Here is a 19206-nt window from a genome sequence, read left to right on the forward strand (position 1 = left end):
CGTCAAGAAACGACAAAGGCTGATGGCACGTCATCAGACCCTGTCGTAAACCTGTTCATTGTCACTCGGTTAAGACAGAATTCATTGAATCAATGGATCGGAGCGACTCGATGAAAACGATTTTCCTGACCCTGGCCCTGATGGCCACGGCCGTGACAGGCGCGCAAGCCGCTCAGAACCCGGACAGCACGCCATGCGATGGCGTGGACAGCGATAACCAGACCCTGGAATGTTCGGCTTACAGCAGGCATACCGCCGAAGAACTGCTCAAGGAAAACTTTCAAAACCTGCTGCAGCGGGTTCAGTCGCAATTCGTCGCCAACAAGACGCAATTCAACGACTTCACCAGCAAGCTCAAGTCCGCCCAGCAGGCATGGGAAAAACTGCGTGATGCTGACTGTGCGGTCGAAGTGTTCCCGTCAGCGGCAGGCAGCAAGGCCTTCACCATCAGCGAAAACGACTGCGTGGCGCGCATGAGCGATGAACGTTCGGAGTATCTGGAGTCGATTGCACAGGAATAATGCCCACGATGAGATAACCTGTTTCTTTTATGAATCATTTCATCAGGTTTTCTCATGATTATTTGCGGTGTAGAAATCAAAGGCAGTGAAGCCATCTTTGCTCTCGCCACGCGTCAGCAAAGCGGCATCGCACACCTGCCCCTGGCGACCAAAAAGATTGCGCTGGAAGATGACGACGAGCCTGCCAACGTCAAAGCGTTCGCAACACAGATCGCCAGCTTCGTCCGTGAAAACGGCATCAGCCATGTTGCGATCAAGAAACGCAGCAAGAAAGGCGAGTTCGCCGGCGGCCCGACCACGTTCAAGATCGAGACGGTGTTTCAGTTACTGTCCGATTGCGACGTGCTGCTGATTTCGCCACAGACCATCAACGCCCAGAACAAAAAACACGCGTTCGCCCTGCCCGACACGCTGAACAAATATCAGCACGAGGCGTACAAGACCGCGTGTGCGGGCTTGATGAAGTCGGCGTAAGACTCCGTCTTCCCACGTCGTTCATGCGCCTGCTCCGCATACCCGGTGGGAGCGAGCTTGCTCGCGAAGATACCCGTACAGCCGCTGACCATCGGGCGACTGAGCCATAGCTTTCGCGAGCAAGCTCGCTCCCACTGGGTTTGGGTTGCGCCTGATAGCTTGAGCAGGGCACTCATCCTCTTGGTGGGAGCGGACCGGGCGGCGCTCCGCTCCCACAGGGCTTTGAACTGCACCAAGCTATCAGGCGCAACTCAAAACCGTGGGAGCGGACCGGGCGGCGCTCCGCTTGTCCGCGAATACAGTGGTTCAGTCGCTGAATAGTTGTCGGATGGACTGGCCCTTTCGCGGACAAGTTCGCTCCTTCGCGATTTTGCTCGTGCCATGCTTCACATTGAAGCAAACATAAAAAAACCCGCATCGCTGCGGGTTTCTTCAAGGCTAAATCAACTCAGTTGACCTTGGCATCCAGCTCGCCACGGGCGTAGCGTTCGAACATGGCGTCCAGGGAGATCGGTTTGATCTTCGAGGCGTTGCCAGCGGTGCCGAAGGCCTCGTAGCGGGCGATGCATACGTCGCGCATGGCAACGACGGTCTTGGCCAGGTACTTGCGCGGGTCGAACTCGCTGCGGTTCTTGGCCATGAATTCGCGGATGGCACCGGTGGAGGCCAGACGCAGGTCGGTGTCGATGTTGACCTTGCGCACGCCGTGCTTGATGCCTTCAACGATCTCTTCGACCGGCACACCGTAGGTCTCTTTGATGTCGCCGCCGTATTCGTTGATGATTTTCAGCCATTCCTGTGGAACGGACGAAGAACCGTGCATCACCAGGTGGGTGTTCGGAATACGCTTGTGGATCTCTTTGATGCGCTCGATCGCCAAAATGTCGCCGGTAGGCGGCTTGGTGAACTTGTACGCACCGTGGCTGGTGCCGATGGCGATAGCCAGGGCATCGACCTGAGTCTTCTTCACGAAGTCAGCGGCTTCTTCAGGATCGGTCAGCATCTGGCTGTGATCCAGAATGCCTTCAGCACCCACGCCGTCTTCTTCACCGGCCATACCGGTTTCCAGAGAACCCAGAACGCCCAGCTCGCCTTCCACGGAAACGCCACAGGCGTGAGCAAAGGCAACCACGCGACGGGTCACGTCAACGTTGTACTCGTAATCAGCTGGCGACTTGCCGTCTTCCTTCAGCGAGCCGTCCATCATGACCGAGCTGAAGCCCATCTGGATGGAGCGCTGGCAGATGTCAGGGCTGGTGCCATGGTCCTGGTGCATGACCACCGGGATGTGCGGAAACTCTTCGATTGCCGCGAGGATCAGGTGACGCAGGAACGGGGCACCGGCGTATTTGCGGGCACCGGCCGAAGCCTGAACGATCACCGGGGAGTCGGTCGTGTCGGCCGCTTCCATAATGGCGCGCATTTGTTCCAGGTTGTTTACGTTGAAAGCTGGAACGCCATAGCCGAACTCGGCTGCGTGGTCCAACATCTGGCGCATGCTGATAAGTGCCATTGTCTGTGTCTCTCCCGGTAGGGTCGTTAATCGTGCAAGCCTGCCGTAGTGGCGGCTGCTATTCAAGTTATACGCAGAGGCCACAAGCCCTGCGGGTGGTACATCGGCTACGGCTTATCTGGCCTTGCAGCCGCGACCGATCAAGTCGTTGGTAGCGTCCCAGTAGACAAGGCCTTCGCTGCCCTTGTTGTCGAACGCCAGCACATTATTGCTATAAAGCGTGCCACTGGAAGCGCCCGGTTCGGCCTTGAGGCGGAATACCTGATCGCTCTGATTCAGACGCGCATCCACCTCTTTTTTAGCTGAATCGATATAGCGCCAATGAATCTCGGCCTTGCTGTCGCAGACCCAGTGGTTCCAGGGGTCATTTTGTTGCGGCGTGCTCATGCTGGAGCAGCCACCAAGCACCGCCAATATCCCGAGGGCAATCAAGCCTTTCATGACTTCTCCTGGCCTGCCCCGCGAAACCCGGCCTGTGCCTGGGGTTTCAATACGTCAGGGGCAGTTCTGTTCCTGTTTACGGTCGTCGGCCGGTTCACCCGTGACCCGCGCCTCGACCCGCTGAGTGTTCTCGGCCGTCGGCACATCCACGGAGGCCGGGCTGAGTACCTTGCAGGCTCCGGCATGTGAGCCGGAACCGGTGCAGCCGGCTAATACAACACAACTTACAAGTGCCAGGGCAGCGATCTTCATGGCAAAACTCCTTCTTGATAAAAAGATGTCCACCCATTAATGACCGCGTGAGCCCGCCGATGTTGCTGAAACGGACTCAACCTGGCTCAAGGACAGCCCGTCAACCCTGCCTTGGGCATGAATTCGTACCGATCCCATACCTCCTGACCGCCGCGTTTGTAGATCACCGGCACCGTCTCGGCCTGCCATCCCGCCTGGTAACAACTCAAATGAAGCACATCGGTCCGGGAAGCGCTCTCGGCCTCTTCGGCTTCAGGCTTGCCTGCACAACCGCTCAGCAACCCTGCGATGAGGAACCACGGTAACGCCCTGACCATGTAAGACTCCTTCTCCAAAAACCTGGATTCAGGCCTTGGCGCGTTGTTCAAGCATTTCAACCGCGGGCAGAACCTTGCCTTCCACGAACTCGAGGAACGCACCACCGCCTGTGGAAATGTAGGAAATCTGTTCTGCCACGCCGTACTTGTCGATGGCCGCCAGCGTGTCACCGCCCCCCGCGATGGAGAACGCCGTGCTTTCGGCAATCGCCTTGGCCAGCGTCTTGGTGCCTTCGCCGAACTGGTCGAATTCGAACACGCCGACCGGGCCGTTCCACAGAATAGTCCTGGAAGATTTCAACAAATCGGCAAAGTGCGCAGCGGTCTGCGGACCGATGTCCAGGATCATGTCGTCATCGGCCACGTCGGCAATCAACTTGACGGTGGCGGTGGCGTTCTCGGCGAACTCCTTGGCGACCACCACATCGGTCGGCAACGGCACGCTGACCTTGGCAGCGATGGCGCGCGCAGTGTCCAGCAGGTCCGGTTCGTACAACGACTTGCCCACTTTGTGACCGGCTGCGGCCAGGAAGGTATTGGCAATGCCGCCGCCGACGATCAACTGGTTGCAGATTGCGCTCAGGCTATTGAGCACATCCAGTTTGGTGGAGACCTTGGAGCCGGCCACGATGGCGGCCATCGGCTGGGCCGGTGCGCCAAGCGCCTTGCCCAGTGCGTCCAGCTCTGCAGCCAGCAGCGGGCCTGCAGCGGCGACCTTGGCGAACTTGGCCACGCCGTGGGTCGAGCCTTCGGCGCGGTGTGCAGTGCCGAAAGCGTCCATCACGAATACGTCGCACAGGGCAGCGTATTTCTGCGCCAGTTCGTCGGCGTTCTTTTTCTCGCCCTTGTTGAAGCGCACGTTCTCGAACAGCACGATATCGCCCGGCTTGACGTCAACGCCATCCAGGTAATCGGCAACCAGCGGAACGTCACGACCCAGCGCCTTGCTCAGGTAGTCGGCAACCGGCTTGAGGCTGTTCTCGGCAGAAAACTCGCCCTCGGTCGGACGGCCCAGGTGCGAGCAGACCATCACGGCCGCCCCCTTTTCCAGCGCCAGCTTGATGGTCGGCAGCGAAGCGAGGATACGTGCATCGCTGCTGACGACGCCGTCCTTCACAGGAACGTTGAGGTCTTCACGGATCAGTACACGTTTACCTTGCAGATCGAGGTCGGTCATCTTCAACACGGTCATGAGGCGTTCCTGTTTTTTACTGTTGTTGGTCAGCGACGTGCAGAAAGTGCTCTGCGACGTCGAGCATTCGATTGGCAAAGCCCCACTCGTTATCGAACCAGGCCAGCAGATTCACCAGCCGGGGTCCCGAAACGCGGGTCTGACTCGCATCGACAATCGCCGAATGCGGGTCATGATTGAAATCGCAACTGGCGTGCGGCAACTCAGTGTAGGCCAGCAGGCCCTTCAGCGGGCCGCTGGTGGCGGCCTCGCGCAGGATTCGATTGATCTCCTGAGCATCCGTATCGCGTGCCGTCTGTACGGTAATGTCCAGACAGGACACATTGACGGTCGGTACGCGAACAGCTTTGGCCTGAATTCGGCCGGCAAGTTCCGGAAGCAGCCTTTCGATGCCGCGCGCCAGACCGGTGGACACCGGAATGATCGACTGAAACGCCGAGCGCGTACGGCGCAAATCCTCGTGGTGATAGGCGTCGATCACTGGCTGGTCGTTCATCGCCGAGTGGATGGTGGTGATGGTGACGTATTCAAGCCCCACCGCCTGATCCAGCAAGCGCAGCAAAGGCACGCTGCAGTTGGTGGTGCAGGACGCAGCCGACACCAGCAGCTCACGGCCCGTCAGCTTTTGCTGGTTGATGCCGAACACCACCGTGGCATCGACATCGCCTTCACTGGCCATCGGTTGCGAGAACAGCACGCGCGGCGCGCCAGCATCGAGAAACCGCTGGCCGTCTTCACGGGTGTTGTAGACACCGGAGCATTCGAGCACCAGATCGACGTCGAGCGCCGCCCAGTCGATCTCTTCCGGGGTGGAACTGCGCAGCACCTTGATCGTGTGATCATTGATGTGCAGATACTGCCCTTCGACCCTGACCTGACCGGGAAACCGGCCGTGGGTGGAATCGAAGCGCGTGAGGTATTCGAGACTGGCCATATCCGCCAGGTCATTGATAGCAACCACTTCAAACCCGGCTTTCGTCCCTCGCTCACACAGCGCGCGCACGACACAACGACCGATGCGGCCGTAGCCGTTCAGAGCAACTTTATAAGCACGGGGCTGAGGCATGAGGTTCTCTCGGATTTAAGCTGAACCCGCAAGAACGCACTTGCCCGCTATCGCGACTGTTCAAACAACGAGCTGTCGTCTGAACAGTGTTTTGGCGGGCAAGCGCGCTCCTGCGAGGAGACACACGTCTTGCTTAGTCTTCGAGCAGCTCTTCAGCCGTGCTCAGGACATTTTCCAGCGTGAAGCCAAACTCTTCGAACAGCGCAGGCGCAGGCGCCGACTCGCCGAAGGTGGTCATGCCAATCACGCGGCCTTCCAGACCGACGTACTTGTACCAGTAGTCGGCATGCGCGGCTTCGATGGCGATACGTGCGCTGACCTGCAGAGGCAGAACCTTCTGCTTGTACATGGCGTCCTGAGCTTCGAACACGCTGGTGCATGGCATGGAGACCACGCGCACCTTGCGGCCCTGCTCGATCAGCTTGTCGTAAGCCTGCACAGCCAGGCCGATTTCCGAGCCGGTCGCGATCAGGATCAGCTCCGGCTCGCCCGCGCAGTCGCGCAGCACGTAGCCACCGCGAGCGATGTCAGCCAGTTGGGCTTCGTCACGCGCCTGGTGAGGCAGGTTCTGACGCGAGAAGATCAGCGCCGAAGGACCGTCGTTGCGTTCAATGGCGTACTTCCAGGCCACGGCCGATTCAACGGCATCGGCTGGACGCCAGGTGTCCAGGTTCGGCGTGGTGCGCAGGCTGGTCAGTTGCTCGATTGGCTGGTGAGTCGGACCGTCTTCACCCAGACCGATGGAGTCGTGAGTGAACACGTAGATCACACGCTTCTTCATCAGCGAAGACATGCGCACGGCGTTACGGGCGTATTCCATGAAGATCAGGAAGGTGGCGCCGTACGGCACGAAACCGCCGTGCAGGGCGATACCGTTCATCATTGCGCCCATGCCGAACTCACGCACACCGTAGTGCAGGTAGTTACCGTTCGGGTCTTCGCCGGTGATGCTCTTGCAGCCTTTCCAGATGGTCAGGTTGGAACCGGCCAGGTCAGCCGAACCGCCAAGGATCTCAGGCAGCAACGGGCCCAGGGCGCTCAGTGCATTCTGGCTGGCCTTACGGCTGGCGATGGTCTCGCCCTTGGCGTTCACTTCAGCTACATAAGCAGCCGATTTTTCGGCGAAGTCAGCGGGCAGCTCGCCGCTCATGCGACGGATGAAATCATTGGCCAGTTCAGGGTGCGCAGCGGAATAGGCAGCAAAACGCTGATCCCATTCGGCTTCGGCAGCCAGGCCTTTTTCTTTCGCATTCCATTCGGCGTAGATATCAGCCGGAATTTCGAAAGGACCGTGGTTCCATTTAAGGGCAGCACGGGTCAGGGCGATTTCGTCAGCGCCCAGCGGAGCGCCGTGGGATTCTTCCTTGCCCTGCTTGTTCGGCGAGCCAAAACCAATGGTGGTCTTGCAGCAGATCAGGGTCGGCTGATCGCTCTTGCGAGCGGTATCGATAGCGGTCTTGATCTCGTCGGCGTCATGACCGTCGACATTGCGGATGACCTGCCAGCCGTACGACTCGAAGCGCTTCGGCGTGTCGTCGGTGAACCAGCCTTCGACTTCGCCGTCGATGGAGATGCCGTTGTCGTCGTAGAACGCGATCAGCTTGCCCAGTTGCAGCGTGCCGGCCAGCGAGGCGACTTCGTGCGAGATGCCTTCCATCATGCAGCCGTCACCCATGAACACATAGGTGTGGTGATCGACGATGGAGTGGCCCGGACGATTGAACTGCGCCGCCAGCGTCTTCTCGGCAGCGGCGAAACCCACGGCGTTGGCGAAACCCTGACCCAGCGGGCCGGTGGTGGTTTCGACGCCTGGGGTGTAGCCGTATTCCGGGTGGCCCGGCGTGCGGCTGTGCAGTTGGCGGAAGTTCTTCAGGTCATCGATGGACAGGTCGTAGCCGGTCAGGTGCAGCAGCGAATAGACCAGCATCGAACCATGTCCGTTGGACATGATGAAACGGTCACGGTCGGCGAACGAAGGGTTGGCCGGGTTGTGCTTCAGATAATCGCGCCAAAGAACCTCGGCGATATCCGCCATGCCCATTGGGGCACCCGGATGGCCGCTGTTGGCTTTTTGCACGGCATCCATGCTGAGGGCACGAATAGCGTTGGCACGCTCACGACGGCTTGGCATCGCTGATCTCCTGGGAGTAAAGGATTAGGATCTGAAAAAGGCGACCATTTTCCCTCAGGGACCGGCCGGGAGCAATCACAGATAGTGGACCTTAGGCTTTTTTCCTCTGTCATGGACATTAATTAGCCTGTTATCACTGGATAACAGCCGCGCGTGACAAGTTCAGCAGGATCGACCGACGCCACCCATCGAGCAATATCAAAACTTTTTGATATTGCCCTTGCGGCATCAGGGATCGCTCACTAGACTGCGGACCCTATGAACCTGCGCGTGCCTGCAATTCGCCATGATGCATGCGACGACCTCTCTGCATTGTGCAAGGCCGGCGGAGATCCGTTGCGACTGAACGTTCTGCGCGCGCTGACCAACGACTCGTTCGGCGTCCTGGAACTGGCGCAGATTTTCGCCATTGGCCAGTCGGGCATGAGCCACCATCTGAAGGTGCTGGCGCAGGCTGATCTGGTGGCGACACGGCGTGAAGGCAACGCGATTTTCTACCGTCGTGCCCTGCCCCACACCGAGTTGCCGGGCGGCAGGCTGCACGCCGCCTTGCTTGATGAAGTGGACACCCTGGCATTGCCGGATGAGGTTCAAGGGCGTATTGGTCTGGTGCATCGTCAACGGGCGCTTGCCAGTCAGGACTTCTTTGCCCGTACGGCGGAAAAGTTTCGCGCCCAGCAGGATCTGATTGCGGGCCTTGCCCAATACAGCGAAAGCCTGCTGACGCTGCTCGACAAGCTCAGCTTCGGCAGCGAGGCAACGGCACTGGAAGTAGGCCCCGGCGACGGCGGATTTCTTCCTGAACTGGCGCGGCGTTTCAAGCATGTGATCGCGATGGACAACAGCCCGGCAATGCTGGAACTGGCCCGCGAGGTCTGCGAGCGCAAGGCGCTGGTTAATGTCGAGCTGACGCTGGCCGATGCACTGACAGACCGTAAAGTGAGCGCCGATTGCGTCGTCTTGAACATGGTGCTCCATCATTTCGCCGCACCGGCCGAAGCGCTGGCGCAACTGGCTGAATGCGTACGACCCGGCGGTAGCTTGCTGGTAACAGAATTGTGTAGTCATGACCAGAGCTGGGCCAGGGAGGCCTGTGGCGATCTCTGGTTAGGTTTCGAGCAGGAAGACCTGGCCCGTTGGGCCATCGCTGCGGGGCTAGTTCCCGGGGAAAGCCTCTATGTAGGCTTACGTAATGGTTTCCAGATCCAGGTTCGCCATTTTCAGCGACCGGCTGGCGACACTCACCATCGGTAAAATGAAGGAAACCCGTAGAGATGAGCGAATACTCACTTTTCACCTCCGAGTCCGTGTCCGAAGGGCATCCGGACAAGATCGCCGACCAGATTTCCGACGCGGTTCTGGACGCCATCATCGCTGAAGACAAATACGCCCGTGTGGCTTGCGAAACACTGGTCAAGACCGGTGTGGCAATCATTGCTGGCGAAGTGACAACTTCGGCCTGGGTCGATCTGGAAGACATCGTGCGTAACGTCATCCTCGACATCGGCTACAACAGCTCGGACGTCGGCTTCGACGGCGCGACCTGCGGCGTGATGAACATCATCGGCAAGCAGTCGGTGGACATCGCCCAGGGCGTTGACCGCAGCAAACCTGAAGATCAGGGCGCTGGCGACCAGGGCCTGATGTTCGGCTACGCCAGCAACGAAACCGACGTGCTGATGCCTGCACCGATCACCTTCTCGCACCAACTGGTCGAGCGTCAGGCACAAGCCCGTAAATCCGGCCTGCTGCCATGGCTGCGCCCGGATGCGAAATCCCAGGTCACCTGCCGTTACGAAAACGGCAAGGTCGTGGGCGTCGACGCGATCGTGCTGTCGACCCAGCACAACCCGGACGTTTCCTACGCTGACCTGCGCGAAGGCGTGATGGAACTGATCGTCAAGCACGTCATTCCAGCGCACCTGCTGCACAAGGACACCCAGTTCCACATCAACCCGACCGGCAACTTCATCATCGGTGGCCCGGTGGGTGACTGTGGCCTGACCGGCCGCAAGATCATCGTCGACACCTACGGCGGCATGGCCCGTCACGGTGGTGGCGCGTTCTCCGGCAAGGATCCATCGAAGGTTGACCGTTCGGCTGCCTACGCTGGCCGTTACGTGGCCAAGAACATCGTTGCTGCAGGCCTGGCCGAGCGTTGCGAGATTCAGGTGTCCTACGCCATCGGCGTCGCCCAACCGACTTCGATCTCGCTGAACACCTTCGGCACCGGCAAGCTGTCCGACGACAAGATCATCGGTCTGGTCCGCGAGCACTTCGACCTGCGTCCGTACGCGATCACCACCATGCTGGATCTGCTGCACCCGATGTACAAGGCCACTGCGGCCTACGGCCACTTCGGTCGTACCCCGGTCGAAATGACCGTTGGCGATGACACTTTCACCGCCTTCACCTGGGAAAAAACCGACCGCGCCGACGCCCTGCGCGCTGCTGCCGGTCTGTAAATTTTCCTGCGGCCATAAAAAGCCCCCGGCGACGTGAGTCTCCGGGGGCTTTTGTTTAGGGGGTGTCCCGTGCTCACTCAGTCAGTATTTTTACTCAAAGAGGGCCTGTACTCGGGCAAGAACATCGTTGATCACGACATCAGGAGCGGCCTCGATACACTTTGCCCCGCGAGCCTCCAGGTCAACCGTGCGAATCTGGTTACACAGAACTACACCCTGCGTCTCGGTGCCTGAACCGCTCAGCGGGACTGCGAATCCGGCATAGCGGGCGAAGTCACCACCTTGCGTTATCGGCGCGACGATTGCCAGGCCCGAGACGTTATACGCTGCGGGAGTAAGAACAAGCGCAGGGCGAAAATCTCCCTGCTGCTCCCGGCCAGCGGTCGGATTCAAATTAATGCGGACGATATCCGCGCGATTGAATCTGGGCCGCTTCACACTTCGCGCCCTGTCGGCTGCATGGCGTTCCAATCAGACAACTCTTCAGACTCGGCTGCATCCAAATCGCACTGCGCCATCAGGTCGGTCAGCCGATAATGCAGCCTGGACTTGGCAGGCTTGAGCGTCATCACGTCGGTAGAAACATCGAGCACCAAGACGTCGCCGCTGACAAGGCTCATCTGCTTGAGAACATTGGCTGGCAATCGTATCGCTGCGCTATTGCCCCATTGCTGAATTTTGACTTCCATACACCACCCCGCCAAATAGTAGATACATTGTAGAAACATCACAGCCTATGCGCAAACCGTTATTTACACGAACATCGGCGCTCATCATCGACCCTTTTTGTAACAGCGAACGAACCTTACCGACTGGATACGAACGCCATTACCTGCAATGCACCAGGGTCGCAAAACCTCGTAACCATCCCGATCAGCCACGCAGCACAGCAACAGCTAGCCTTCCCGAGCCAATCCCAAGCAAGGATGCTTCGATGCTGTCTGTTAACCGCCTGATGAGCTTCGCCCTCCTGATCGCCCTTTCCCCGCTCGCAACCGCCAGCCAATGCCCGAACTGGGCTGCCGACAAGGCACAGACTGAAATTCTGTCGCTTCAACAACAGATCGCCGCGTGGGATGACAGCTATCACCGCCTGGGCATCTCGCAAATTCCCGATGAGCTTTACGATCAGTCCCGCCAGAAACTGAAGACCTGGCGCGGATGCTTTGCCGTTTCGACGCCGAGCGACAATCCACTGAAGACCGCGGGCGGCACGGTGGCGCACCCGATTGCGCACACGGGTGTAAACAAACTGGCTGACGAGGCGGATGTCAGGAACTGGCTGCAAGGCCGGAACGACCTGTGGATTCAACCCAAAGTCGACGGTGTGGCCGTCACGCTGGTTTACGCCAAAGGCAGACTGACCCAGGCCATTAGCCGGGGGGATGGCGTGAAAGGGCAGGACTGGACGCCTCAGGCGCTGCTGATCAAGGCCATTCCTGAGCAATTGCCGTGGCCGGACGACATCATCCTGCAAGGCGAGCTGTACGAGCGGTTACCTGACCATGTTCAAGCCTCATCGGGCAGCGTCAATGCCCGCAGCAAGGTCGCAGGCCTGCTCGCACGCAAGACGCTGAGCCCCGCACAAGCCGACACCATCGGGCTGTTCGTCTGGGACTGGCCCAACGGGCCGATCACCATGAGCGAGCGTCTGGCCGGACTCAAGGCGCTGGGATTTGCCGACAGCGCCGCCTACACGCTGCCGCTCACCCATCCCGATCAGGCCGCAGAACGGCGCGAACACTGGTTTCGCAACCCGCAGCCCTTCGCCACGGATGGTGTGATCATGCGCCAGGGCGAACGCCCTGCTGCCGAACGCTGGCAGGCAAAAGCGCCGTACTGGATCGCAGCCTGGAAACACCCGCATGCACAGGCGCTGGCGCAGGTGCGCAAGGTCAGTTTCACCATCGGGCGCAGTGGCAGGATCACGCCCATTCTTGAGCTGATGCCCATCCGGCTGGACGATCGCACCATCACTCGCATCAGCGCAGGCTCACTCAAGCGCTGGCAGACCCTGGACATCCGTCCCGGAGACCAAATAGCAGTCAGTCTGGCAGGGCTGACGATCCCGCGACTTGATGGCGTGATTACACGCAGCGTGGAACGTGTCCCCATCAGCATTCCGCAAGCCAGCGACTTTCATGAACTCAGCTGCTGGCAACCCACGCCAGGCTGCGACAGTCAGTTTCGTGCGCGGCTGACCTGGCTCAGCGGCAAAAAAGGCCTGGCCTTGAGTGGCGTGGGCCCCGGGACCTGGGACAAGCTCATTGAAAGCGGGAAAATCAACGGTCTGGTCGATTGGATGACCCTCGATCAGGCTGAGCTTGCTAACATTTCCGGCCTCGCCGAGCGCAGCAGCGCTAAACTGTTAGTCAGCCTGCAAACGGCCCGCGAGCAACCCTTTCAGACATGGCTCAAGGCCATTGGCTTGCCGCCTGCCGGAAGCGCCGACCTGAACGCTGACTGGGAAACGCTGGCCGCGCGCAGTGTCGAGCAATGGCAGGTGGAACCGGGCATAGGCCCGGGACGAGCTGCAAAACTCAGTGCATTTTTCAAGGACCCACAGGTACAGGCATTGAGCCAGCAATTGCGTGCTCAAGGTATTTCAGGTTTCTAGAGTCCGGGTTTCATTCTTTATGCCCGGACGTTGTCGCTTTCAACAGGAGTTCATATGAAGTTTTTATCACCGCTGGTTCTTTTCACCAGCTGCACGTTGTTGGCTGCTCCGCTGTGGGCCGCTGAACAAGCGCCTCCTTCCGAATGCCTGCTCAAGAGCCAGGACATCACCAGCAAGATTCAGGACGCCAAAACCGAAGGCAACAAGGCCGAACAGGCAGGCCTGGAAAAAGCACTGGCCGAGGTCAACGCCAACTGCACCGAGACGTCACTGCTTAAACAGCGTGAACAGAAGGTGCTGGACGCCAAACGGGAAGTCAGCCGGCGTCAGACCGACCTGAACAAGGCGATGGACAAAGGCGATCCGGAGAAGATCAACAAACGCAAAGACAAGCTCGCCGAATCTCGCAAGGAATTGCAGGATGCACAGGCAGAACTTGAGAAGGTGCAGCAGGACGATTGAGCGGCAGACCACTTGCGCTTATTCACATCACCTGATGAGCATACGCTGAAGTCTGCTTCTGCCCGAAGGACGTGGGAGCTCTCGGAGGTTACGACGCCCCATGTTTCGGCTCATGCACCGAGTCTTCGGGTTTTACTGCAGGTTCCCGGCAGATCGCCAGCAAGCCGCGTTTTGTCAAACAACCTGTAACTTACTGAAGAAATGCGATTCTGTGGGAGCGGAACGCCGCCCGGTCCGCTCCCACTCAGTTTGCTGCGAACCTGCGCTCTCTCACGGATGCCGGGTGGAATCCGTCGCAAAGCCTGATCCAGGCACAGCTTGCAGTCGACAGTGTTTCAGCCAATCACGCCGCAGCCGGGAATGCCGAAACCCCGAACAGCGCAATGATCAACCCCATCCCGACCAGCCAGATAATGGAGCGCATCGCTGCCAGATCGGCCAGGTAGAAGATGATGTAGAGCAGGCGGCTGGTAATGAACAGCACTGCCAGCACGTCGATAGTGACCAGCTGCGCATTGCCCGCGATGTGAGCAATGATCACCGCGGCTGCAAACGCAGGCGTCACTTCATAACTGTTGAGTTGCGCAGCGTGGGCGCGCTTCGGAAACCCTTCCAGCTTGTCGAGGAAGGCACGAGGGTCGTGATTGTTACCCATCTTGAACTTGCCGCTGCCAGCCTTGGCGATGCCTGCGCAGGCGATCGGCAACAGGATCGCGACCAGCACGCACCAGAAAGCTACTGTCATACATCCATCCTTATCATGTTTGGCTTCACGTCGAAGCCTGCCAGGCCGGACAGCCTACAACCTCAGAACCGTAAGCGGGCGAAAGGTTCTTGCGCTTATGACAGCCGGGGGAAAATCAGGCTGAAGGTCGTGAACTGTCCTGGCTCGCTTTCGACCTTAACCTGCCCTTCGTGCAGGCTCATGATCGAGCGAACGATGGCCAGTCCCAGCCCTGTGCCACCCTGCTGGCGGGCGCGACTGACGTGGACCCGGTAGAACCGGTCGAACAGACGCGGCAGGTGCTCGGCATCGATGCCTTCCCCGACATTGCGTACCGCCAGCGAGATGTCTTCGGGATGGGTGGCGATTTTGATCGTGATGGTGCTGCCACTCGCTCCATGCCGAATAGCGTTGGACAACAGGTTGGAGATCGCCCGCTGAATCATCAGCCGGTCGCCCATGGCCCGACCGGTCCCCTCGACCTGCAAGGTGATGTCACGGTCTTCGGCCGACGCCGAAAACAGCTCGGCCACTTTCTCCGATTCCTCGCGCAGGTTGATGGCTTCGAGCGCCAACGGTGCCGAGGGCTGGCTGACGCTGGCCAGGAACAGCATCTGGGCGATCATGCGTGACATGCGCTCCAGCTCTTCGGTGCAGGATTCCAGCGCCTGTCTGTATTCCTCCGGGGGACGAGGCCGCGACAGGGTGACTTGCGCCTTGCCCATCAGGTTGTTCATCGGCGAGCGCATCTCATGCGCCAGATCGTCCGAAAACTGCGACAACTGCTGAACATCGCCGTCCAGCCGGTGCAGCATGAAATTCACGGCATGGGCCAGATCGCGCAGCTCGTCGGGGAGGCCGGTCACTTTCATGCGGTGAGACAGGTCTCGGGCCGAGATCAGCGCCGTCACCTTTCTGAAAGCACGCAACGGCCTCAGGCCACGCCGCACGATCCACCACGCCCCGAAACCCACCAATAGCAGGATCAACGGCAGGACCAGGAACGTCGATCTCACGTAGGCATGCAGCAATGTGGCGTCGCTTTCCCTGTCCATCGACAGCACGACCAGAATGTTCTCGTCGGTCTTGAGGCGAATCTCCCGATAGCCCACCAGCAAGTGGTTGCCCGCACTGGACGTCACTTCCTGAAAGCCTTGAGGCAGAACGCCGGACGTCGGCATCGGCAACTCCCGGCCTTGCTGATTGCCGATGCTCATCAACGTCTGCCGGGGCGTGCGCGAATCCAGAACAGTCAGGGCAAAGCTGTCATGACCCACAATCTGATCACGCAAGGTATGCGGGTACTGAACGATATCGCCGATCGACAGAAACCCCTCGCTCAGGCTGTGCTCGATCTGCCCGAACTTCTCTTTCAGGCCGTCTTCGGCACGCATGTCCAACTGGTGGGAAATGGACGCGTAAGCGAACACCTCCATGATCACCACCAGAAACGCGCTCAGCGCAGTGACCGTCAGGCCCAGCCGCGTCGAGAGGCGCGTGGGTTTCATTCGCGCACTTCCAGCACATAACCGACACCGCGCAGGGTGTGGATAAGTTTGGTCTCGAACGGATCGTCGATCTTGGCGCGCAGGCGGCGGATCGACACCTCGACCACATTGGTGTCGCAATCGAAGTTCATGTCCCACACCAGCGAGATAATCTGAGTGCGCGACATCACCTCCCCGGTGTGACGCATCAACAGGTGCAGCAGCGCGAATTCCTTGGTGGTCAGGTCGATGCGCTGCTTGCCGCGAAATGCCCGATGACGGCCCTGATCCAGTTCCAGATCACCGACCTGCAGGACCTGAGGCGCCGTCGGCTGCTCACAGCGACGCATCAACGTGCGCACCCGAGCCAGCAGCTCGGGGAACTCGAAAGGTTTGACCAGATAATCGTCAGCGCCCATTTCCAGGCCCTTGACCCGCTCTTCGAGGCGGCCGCGCGCGGTGACCATCATGATCCGCGTATTGACGGTTTTCCTGAGTCGGGTAAGGACTTCCCAACCGTCCATTTCAGGCAGGTTCACATCCAGAATAACGACGTCGTACGCCTGATGCTGCGCAAGGTACAGCCCATCGAGCCCGGTGGCAGCGATGTCCACCACATAGCCGCTCTCGGTCAACCCCTGATGCATGTACTCGGCAGTTTTAGGCTCGTCCTCTACTACCAGGATTCGCATGGATAGGTGTGTCCTGTCTGATGGGCAAATCCCTGCCGATGGTTTTGGCTATGGAGCCATGTGACCCGCAGTGTACGGGCAAAGAACCGCCCTCCCCAGTAGATAACGGAATTGTAATTTTCCGGCAATCCCTCTGATAACTGCCATTGCATAAAGTCCCCGCATCCAGATTCAACAGCCCCTATGGCGCGGTTGTTCTTTTTATTTGATGGGGGTGATGTATGCGACGGGAGAGCCACGAACGTGCTCGGGTCTAGACTGGCATTGGCCATGCCGCCGATAAGAACCGGCACGCTGTGCGTGCTGCTGATGATGACGCCCATGGTGAGCGTCGCCCAGGGTTTGAGTCTGCCACAGGCGCTCGCAGCAGCCTTCGAGCAGAACCCTGATCTGGCTGCCGCCCAATGGGAAATCGGTGTGGCCGAGGGCGAGCGCCAGCAGGCGGGCCTGATCCCCAACCCCGTAGCCTCCTGGGAAGCGGAGGACACCCGCAGCGAGACCCGTACCACCACCGTGATGCTGAGCCAGGCGCTGGAACTGGGCGGCAAGCGCGGCGCGCGGATCGAGGCCGCCAGCCGTGGTCAGGACGCTGCCCGGATAGAGCTCGAACGGCGCGGCAACGAACTGCGTGCCGAAGTCGTCCAGGCGTTCTATGCGGCTGCCCGTGCGCAGGCCGGTCTGGATCTGGCGCGTCAGTCCAGATCCCTGGCCGAGCGTGGCCTGCAAGTGGCGGACGGTCGAGTGCAGGCGGGCAAGACGTCGCCGGTGGAAGCGACACGCGCTCAGGTGCAACTGGCTGAAACCGACTTGCTGGTGCGCCGCGCCGAGACCCTGAAGATCAACAGCTACCGCGAACTGGCCCGAGCCACAGGCTCGCCGACGGCCTCGTTCAGTCGGTTGGAGTACAGCGACCTTTCGCCCGGCAATGCGCCGCCCTCGGCCAGAATCCTCACGGCCATCAACCAGACCGCCGAGCTACGCCTCGCCCAGGCCCAGATCGATCAGCGCGAGGCCGCGCTGGGTTCGGAGCGTGCCAAGCGCGTGCCGGACCTGACCGTCAGTATCGGCAGCCAATACAGCCGCGAAGACCGCGAGCGCATCAATGTGGTCGGCCTTTCGATGCCGATTCCGCTGTTTGATCGCAATCAGGGCAATGTCCTGTCTGCGGCCAGACGCTCGGACCAGGCACGCGACCTGCGTAATGCCGTAGAACTGAAGCTGCGCACGCAGGTCCAGTCGGCGCTTGATCAATGGGCCAACGCCGCACGGGAAGTGGAGTCGTTCAATCAGGTCATCCTGCCCGCCGCGCAGCGCGCCGTCGATACGGCGACACGCGGTTTCGAGATGGGCAAATTCGGGTTCCTCGACGTACTGGACGCCCAGCGGACCCTGATTTCAGCCCGCAGCCAATACCTGGAATCGCTGGCCATGGCCACCGACGCCAGCGTCACCGTTGAACGCATCTACGGCGACCTCGACCGCTTCAGCCGCACACCCTGACACCCCTTTTTCTGCCTCTACCGAGCGCATCCCAGTGTGCGCTGCACCTACATGATTGCCGGGAGCACCCATGGACAACAAACGAAGCATTGGCATCGCCCTGGCGGTGGTGGTCATCATTGGCCTGGGCAGCCTGACCCTCAACCCTGGAATGCTGCCCTTCAGCGCCCAGGCCGGAACCGACCCACACGCCAACGAATCGGCCGACGCCCACGCCAAAGAAGAAGCCCACGCTGACGAAGAGCATGGCGAGGAAGGCCACGGCAGCGAATCCGAGAAGCAAGGTGCGGCCGCGCCGCAAGCCGCACACGAGGAAGAAGAAGGCCACCTCGAACTCACTGCCGAGCAGATCAAGGCGGCCGGCATAGAACTGGTCGCCGCGGAACCCCGGCCGATGAGCACGTCAGTCACCTTCCCCGGCGAGATCCGCTTTGATGAAGACCGCACCGCACATGTCGTGCCTCGAGTAGGCGGCGTCGTCGAATCGGTCAAGGTCGAGCTGGGCCAGAGTGTCAAGAAAGGCCAGGTGCTGGCGATCATCGCCAGCCAGCAGATTTCCGATCAACGCAGTGAATTGAGCGCCGCTCAGCGCCGCCAGGAACTGGCGAGGCTGACCCTGCAACGCGAGAAAAAACTCTGGGAAGACCGCATCTCGGCCGAGCAGGACTATCAACAGGCTCGTCAGGCCTTTCAGGAAGCGGACATCAGCCTGTCCAACGCCCGGCAGAAGCTCAGCGCCATCGGTGCCAGCGTCAGCCCCACGGCAGGCAATCGTTACGAGCTGATCGCCCCGTTCGACGCCATGGTCGTGGAAAAACACCTGGCCATCGGCGAAGTCGTCAGCGAGGCGAGCAACGCGTTCACGCTGTCGGACCTGTCCCGCGTCTGGGCCACCTTCGGCGTCGCGCCCAAGGATCTGGACAAGGTGATCGTGGGTCGCCCCGTTACCGTCAGCGCGCCCGACCTGAACGCTCGTGTTGAAGGCCGCATCGGTTACGTCGGCAGCCTGCTGGGTGAGCAGACTCGTGCTGCCACGGTTCGCGTGACCCTCGCCAACCCTAACGGCGCGTGGCGTCCGGGGCTGTTCGTCTCGGTTGATGTAGCGGCACAACAGAGTCAGGTCGCGGTCAGCCTGCCTGATTCAGCCATCCAGACCGTCGAAGACAAACCGTCGGTGTTCGTGCGCAATGACGAGGGCTTTCAGTTGACCCCGGTCACGCTCGGTCGCAGCGATGGCGGCTACGTGGAAATCGTCAAAGGCCTGGCCGCAGGCACTCAAGTGGCCGCCGCTGGCAGCTTCATCCTCAAGTCGGAGCTGGGCAAAGGCTCCGCCGAGCACGCCCATTGACCTG

The 19206-nt window shown here is 60.0% G+C and carries 20 protein-coding genes; 8 read left to right on the forward strand and 12 right to left on the reverse strand.

Features of this window, described 5'->3' with window-relative positions; translation table 11 throughout:
* Positions 1–110: 110 nt before the first annotated feature.
* Complete coding sequence (locus tag H8S56_RS12100) at positions 111–521, forward strand: lysozyme inhibitor LprI family protein (RefSeq protein WP_024684800.1); 411 nt, start codon at positions 111–113, stop codon at positions 519–521.
* Positions 522–575: 54 nt separating this feature from the next.
* Entirely contained in the window at positions 576–995 is a 420-nt protein-coding gene (locus H8S56_RS12105; protein WP_024694496.1) for a DUF3010 family protein, read from the forward strand.
* Between the two features lie 448 nt (positions 996–1443).
* On the opposite strand, the gene fba is transcribed toward H8S56_RS12105, so the two are convergent.
* The 7 genes from fba to tkt form a co-directional block, all read right to left on the reverse strand.
* On the reverse strand, positions 1444–2508 hold the full coding sequence (gene fba / locus H8S56_RS12110; protein ID WP_187518765.1) for a class II fructose-bisphosphate aldolase: 1065 nt from the start codon (positions 2506–2508) through the stop codon (positions 1444–1446).
* Between the two features lie 114 nt (positions 2509–2622).
* Positions 2623–2949 (reverse strand): MliC family protein, encoded by a 327-nt coding sequence (locus H8S56_RS12115; RefSeq protein ID WP_024687822.1) that lies wholly within the window; start codon positions 2947–2949, stop codon positions 2623–2625.
* Positions 2950–3003: 54 nt separating this feature from the next.
* Positions 3004–3201 (reverse strand): hypothetical protein, encoded by a 198-nt coding sequence (locus tag H8S56_RS12120; RefSeq protein WP_024687823.1) that lies wholly within the window; start codon positions 3199–3201, stop codon positions 3004–3006.
* A gap of 86 nt (positions 3202–3287) precedes the next feature.
* Positions 3288–3518 (reverse strand): putative periplasmic lipoprotein, encoded by a 231-nt coding sequence (locus tag H8S56_RS12125; protein WP_024687824.1) that lies wholly within the window; start codon positions 3516–3518, stop codon positions 3288–3290.
* A 28-nt stretch (positions 3519–3546) separates the two neighbouring features.
* A complete protein-coding gene (locus H8S56_RS12130) occupies positions 3547–4710 on the reverse strand; it encodes a phosphoglycerate kinase (protein ID WP_024695835.1) in 1164 nt (387 codons plus the stop codon).
* Positions 4711–4726: 16 nt separating this feature from the next.
* Positions 4727–5776 (reverse strand): erythrose-4-phosphate dehydrogenase, encoded by a 1050-nt coding sequence (epd, locus tag H8S56_RS12135; RefSeq protein WP_024687826.1) that lies wholly within the window; start codon positions 5774–5776, stop codon positions 4727–4729.
* A gap of 133 nt (positions 5777–5909) precedes the next feature.
* Positions 5910–7907, reverse strand: coding sequence for a transketolase (gene tkt / locus H8S56_RS12140; RefSeq protein WP_024687827.1), 1998 nt, complete (start codon positions 7905–7907; stop codon positions 5910–5912).
* A 258-nt stretch (positions 7908–8165) separates the two neighbouring features.
* On the opposite strand from tkt, the gene H8S56_RS12145 reads away from it, so the two are divergent.
* Positions 8166–9161 (forward strand): ArsR/SmtB family transcription factor, encoded by a 996-nt coding sequence (locus H8S56_RS12145; protein WP_024687828.1) that lies wholly within the window; start codon positions 8166–8168, stop codon positions 9159–9161.
* A 20-nt stretch (positions 9162–9181) separates the two neighbouring features.
* On the forward strand, positions 9182–10372 hold the full coding sequence (gene metK / locus H8S56_RS12150; RefSeq protein ID WP_024687829.1) for a methionine adenosyltransferase: 1191 nt from the start codon (positions 9182–9184) through the stop codon (positions 10370–10372).
* A 90-nt stretch (positions 10373–10462) separates the two neighbouring features.
* Here metK and H8S56_RS12155 read toward each other — a convergent pair whose 3' ends face one another.
* Both H8S56_RS12155 and H8S56_RS12160 read right to left on the reverse strand, forming a co-directional pair.
* A complete protein-coding gene (locus H8S56_RS12155) occupies positions 10463–10810 on the reverse strand; it encodes a type II toxin-antitoxin system ChpB family toxin (protein ID WP_024687830.1) in 348 nt (115 codons plus the stop codon).
* Entirely contained in the window at positions 10807–11061 is a 255-nt protein-coding gene (locus tag H8S56_RS12160; RefSeq protein WP_187518766.1) for an AbrB/MazE/SpoVT family DNA-binding domain-containing protein, read from the reverse strand. The genes H8S56_RS12155 and H8S56_RS12160 overlap by 4 nt, the downstream gene beginning before the upstream one ends.
* A gap of 245 nt (positions 11062–11306) precedes the next feature.
* Between H8S56_RS12160 and ligB the strand changes: the two genes are divergently transcribed.
* Both ligB and H8S56_RS12170 read left to right on the forward strand, forming a co-directional pair.
* Complete coding sequence (ligB, locus tag H8S56_RS12165) at positions 11307–12989, forward strand: NAD-dependent DNA ligase LigB (RefSeq protein WP_187518767.1); 1683 nt, start codon at positions 11307–11309, stop codon at positions 12987–12989.
* A gap of 54 nt (positions 12990–13043) precedes the next feature.
* Positions 13044–13451, forward strand: a complete 408-nt coding sequence (locus tag H8S56_RS12170) for a DUF1090 domain-containing protein (RefSeq protein ID WP_024687833.1) — start codon at positions 13044–13046, stop codon at positions 13449–13451.
* A gap of 343 nt (positions 13452–13794) precedes the next feature.
* Here the strand turns inward: H8S56_RS12170 and H8S56_RS12175 are convergent, their stop codons facing one another.
* The 3 genes from H8S56_RS12175 to H8S56_RS12185 all read right to left on the reverse strand — a co-directional run bounded on the left by H8S56_RS12175 (position 13795) and on the right by H8S56_RS12185 (position 16354).
* Positions 13795–14196, reverse strand: a complete 402-nt coding sequence (locus H8S56_RS12175) for an MAPEG family protein (protein WP_024687834.1) — start codon at positions 14194–14196, stop codon at positions 13795–13797.
* A 95-nt stretch (positions 14197–14291) separates the two neighbouring features.
* The gene (locus H8S56_RS12180; protein WP_187518768.1) at positions 14292–15683 is read right to left on the reverse strand and encodes a heavy metal sensor histidine kinase; all 1392 of its coding nucleotides are present in this window, start codon (positions 15681–15683) and stop codon (positions 14292–14294) included.
* Positions 15680–16354 (reverse strand): heavy metal response regulator transcription factor, encoded by a 675-nt coding sequence (locus H8S56_RS12185; protein ID WP_024687836.1) that lies wholly within the window; start codon positions 16352–16354, stop codon positions 15680–15682. Before H8S56_RS12185 ends, H8S56_RS12180 begins: the two co-directional genes overlap by 4 nt.
* Positions 16355–16633: 279 nt before the next feature.
* Here H8S56_RS12185 and H8S56_RS12190 point away from each other — a divergent pair, with 279 nt between their 5' ends.
* Positions 16634–17854, forward strand: coding sequence for a TolC family protein (locus H8S56_RS12190; RefSeq protein ID WP_187518774.1), 1221 nt, complete (start codon positions 16634–16636; stop codon positions 17852–17854).
* Positions 17855–17924: 70 nt separating this feature from the next.
* Positions 17925–19202, forward strand: a complete 1278-nt coding sequence (locus H8S56_RS12195; RefSeq protein WP_187518769.1) for an efflux RND transporter periplasmic adaptor subunit — start codon at positions 17925–17927, stop codon at positions 19200–19202.
* Positions 19203–19206: the final 4 nt, after the last annotated feature.

The sequence above is a fragment of the Pseudomonas triticifolii genome (assembly GCF_014358015.1).
Classification (GTDB): domain Bacteria; phylum Pseudomonadota; class Gammaproteobacteria; order Pseudomonadales; family Pseudomonadaceae; genus Aquipseudomonas; species Aquipseudomonas triticifolii.

Coding starts and splice junctions, on each gene's coding strand:
- H8S56_RS12100 (WP_024684800.1), top strand. CDS start 111: ATGAAAACGATTTTCCTGACCCTGGCCCTGATGGCCACGGCCGTGACA.
- H8S56_RS12105 (WP_024694496.1), top strand. CDS start 576: ATGATTATTTGCGGTGTAGAAATCAAAGGCAGTGAAGCCATCTTTGCT.
- fba (WP_187518765.1), bottom strand. CDS start 2,508: ATGGCACTTATCAGCATGCGCCAGATGTTGGACCACGCAGCCGAGTTC.
- H8S56_RS12115 (WP_024687822.1), bottom strand. CDS start 2,949: ATGAAAGGCTTGATTGCCCTCGGGATATTGGCGGTGCTTGGTGGCTGC.
- H8S56_RS12120 (WP_024687823.1), bottom strand. CDS start 3,201: ATGAAGATCGCTGCCCTGGCACTTGTAAGTTGTGTTGTATTAGCCGGC.
- H8S56_RS12125 (WP_024687824.1), bottom strand. CDS start 3,518: ATGGTCAGGGCGTTACCGTGGTTCCTCATCGCAGGGTTGCTGAGCGGT.
- H8S56_RS12130 (WP_024695835.1), bottom strand. CDS start 4,710: ATGACCGTGTTGAAGATGACCGACCTCGATCTGCAAGGTAAACGTGTA.
- epd (WP_024687826.1), bottom strand. CDS start 5,776: ATGCCTCAGCCCCGTGCTTATAAAGTTGCTCTGAACGGCTACGGCCGC.
- tkt (WP_024687827.1), bottom strand. CDS start 7,907: ATGCCAAGCCGTCGTGAGCGTGCCAACGCTATTCGTGCCCTCAGCATG.
- H8S56_RS12145 (WP_024687828.1), top strand. CDS start 8,166: ATGAACCTGCGCGTGCCTGCAATTCGCCATGATGCATGCGACGACCTC.
- metK (WP_024687829.1), top strand. CDS start 9,182: ATGAGCGAATACTCACTTTTCACCTCCGAGTCCGTGTCCGAAGGGCAT.
- H8S56_RS12160 (WP_187518766.1), bottom strand. CDS start 11,061: ATGGAAGTCAAAATTCAGCAATGGGGCAATAGCGCAGCGATACGATTG.
- ligB (WP_187518767.1), top strand. CDS start 11,307: ATGCTGTCTGTTAACCGCCTGATGAGCTTCGCCCTCCTGATCGCCCTT.
- H8S56_RS12170 (WP_024687833.1), top strand. CDS start 13,044: ATGAAGTTTTTATCACCGCTGGTTCTTTTCACCAGCTGCACGTTGTTG.
- H8S56_RS12175 (WP_024687834.1), bottom strand. CDS start 14,196: ATGACAGTAGCTTTCTGGTGCGTGCTGGTCGCGATCCTGTTGCCGATC.
- H8S56_RS12180 (WP_187518768.1), bottom strand. CDS start 15,683: ATGAAACCCACGCGCCTCTCGACGCGGCTGGGCCTGACGGTCACTGCG.
- H8S56_RS12185 (WP_024687836.1), bottom strand. CDS start 16,354: ATGCGAATCCTGGTAGTAGAGGACGAGCCTAAAACTGCCGAGTACATG.
- H8S56_RS12195 (WP_187518769.1), top strand. CDS start 17,925: ATGGACAACAAACGAAGCATTGGCATCGCCCTGGCGGTGGTGGTCATC.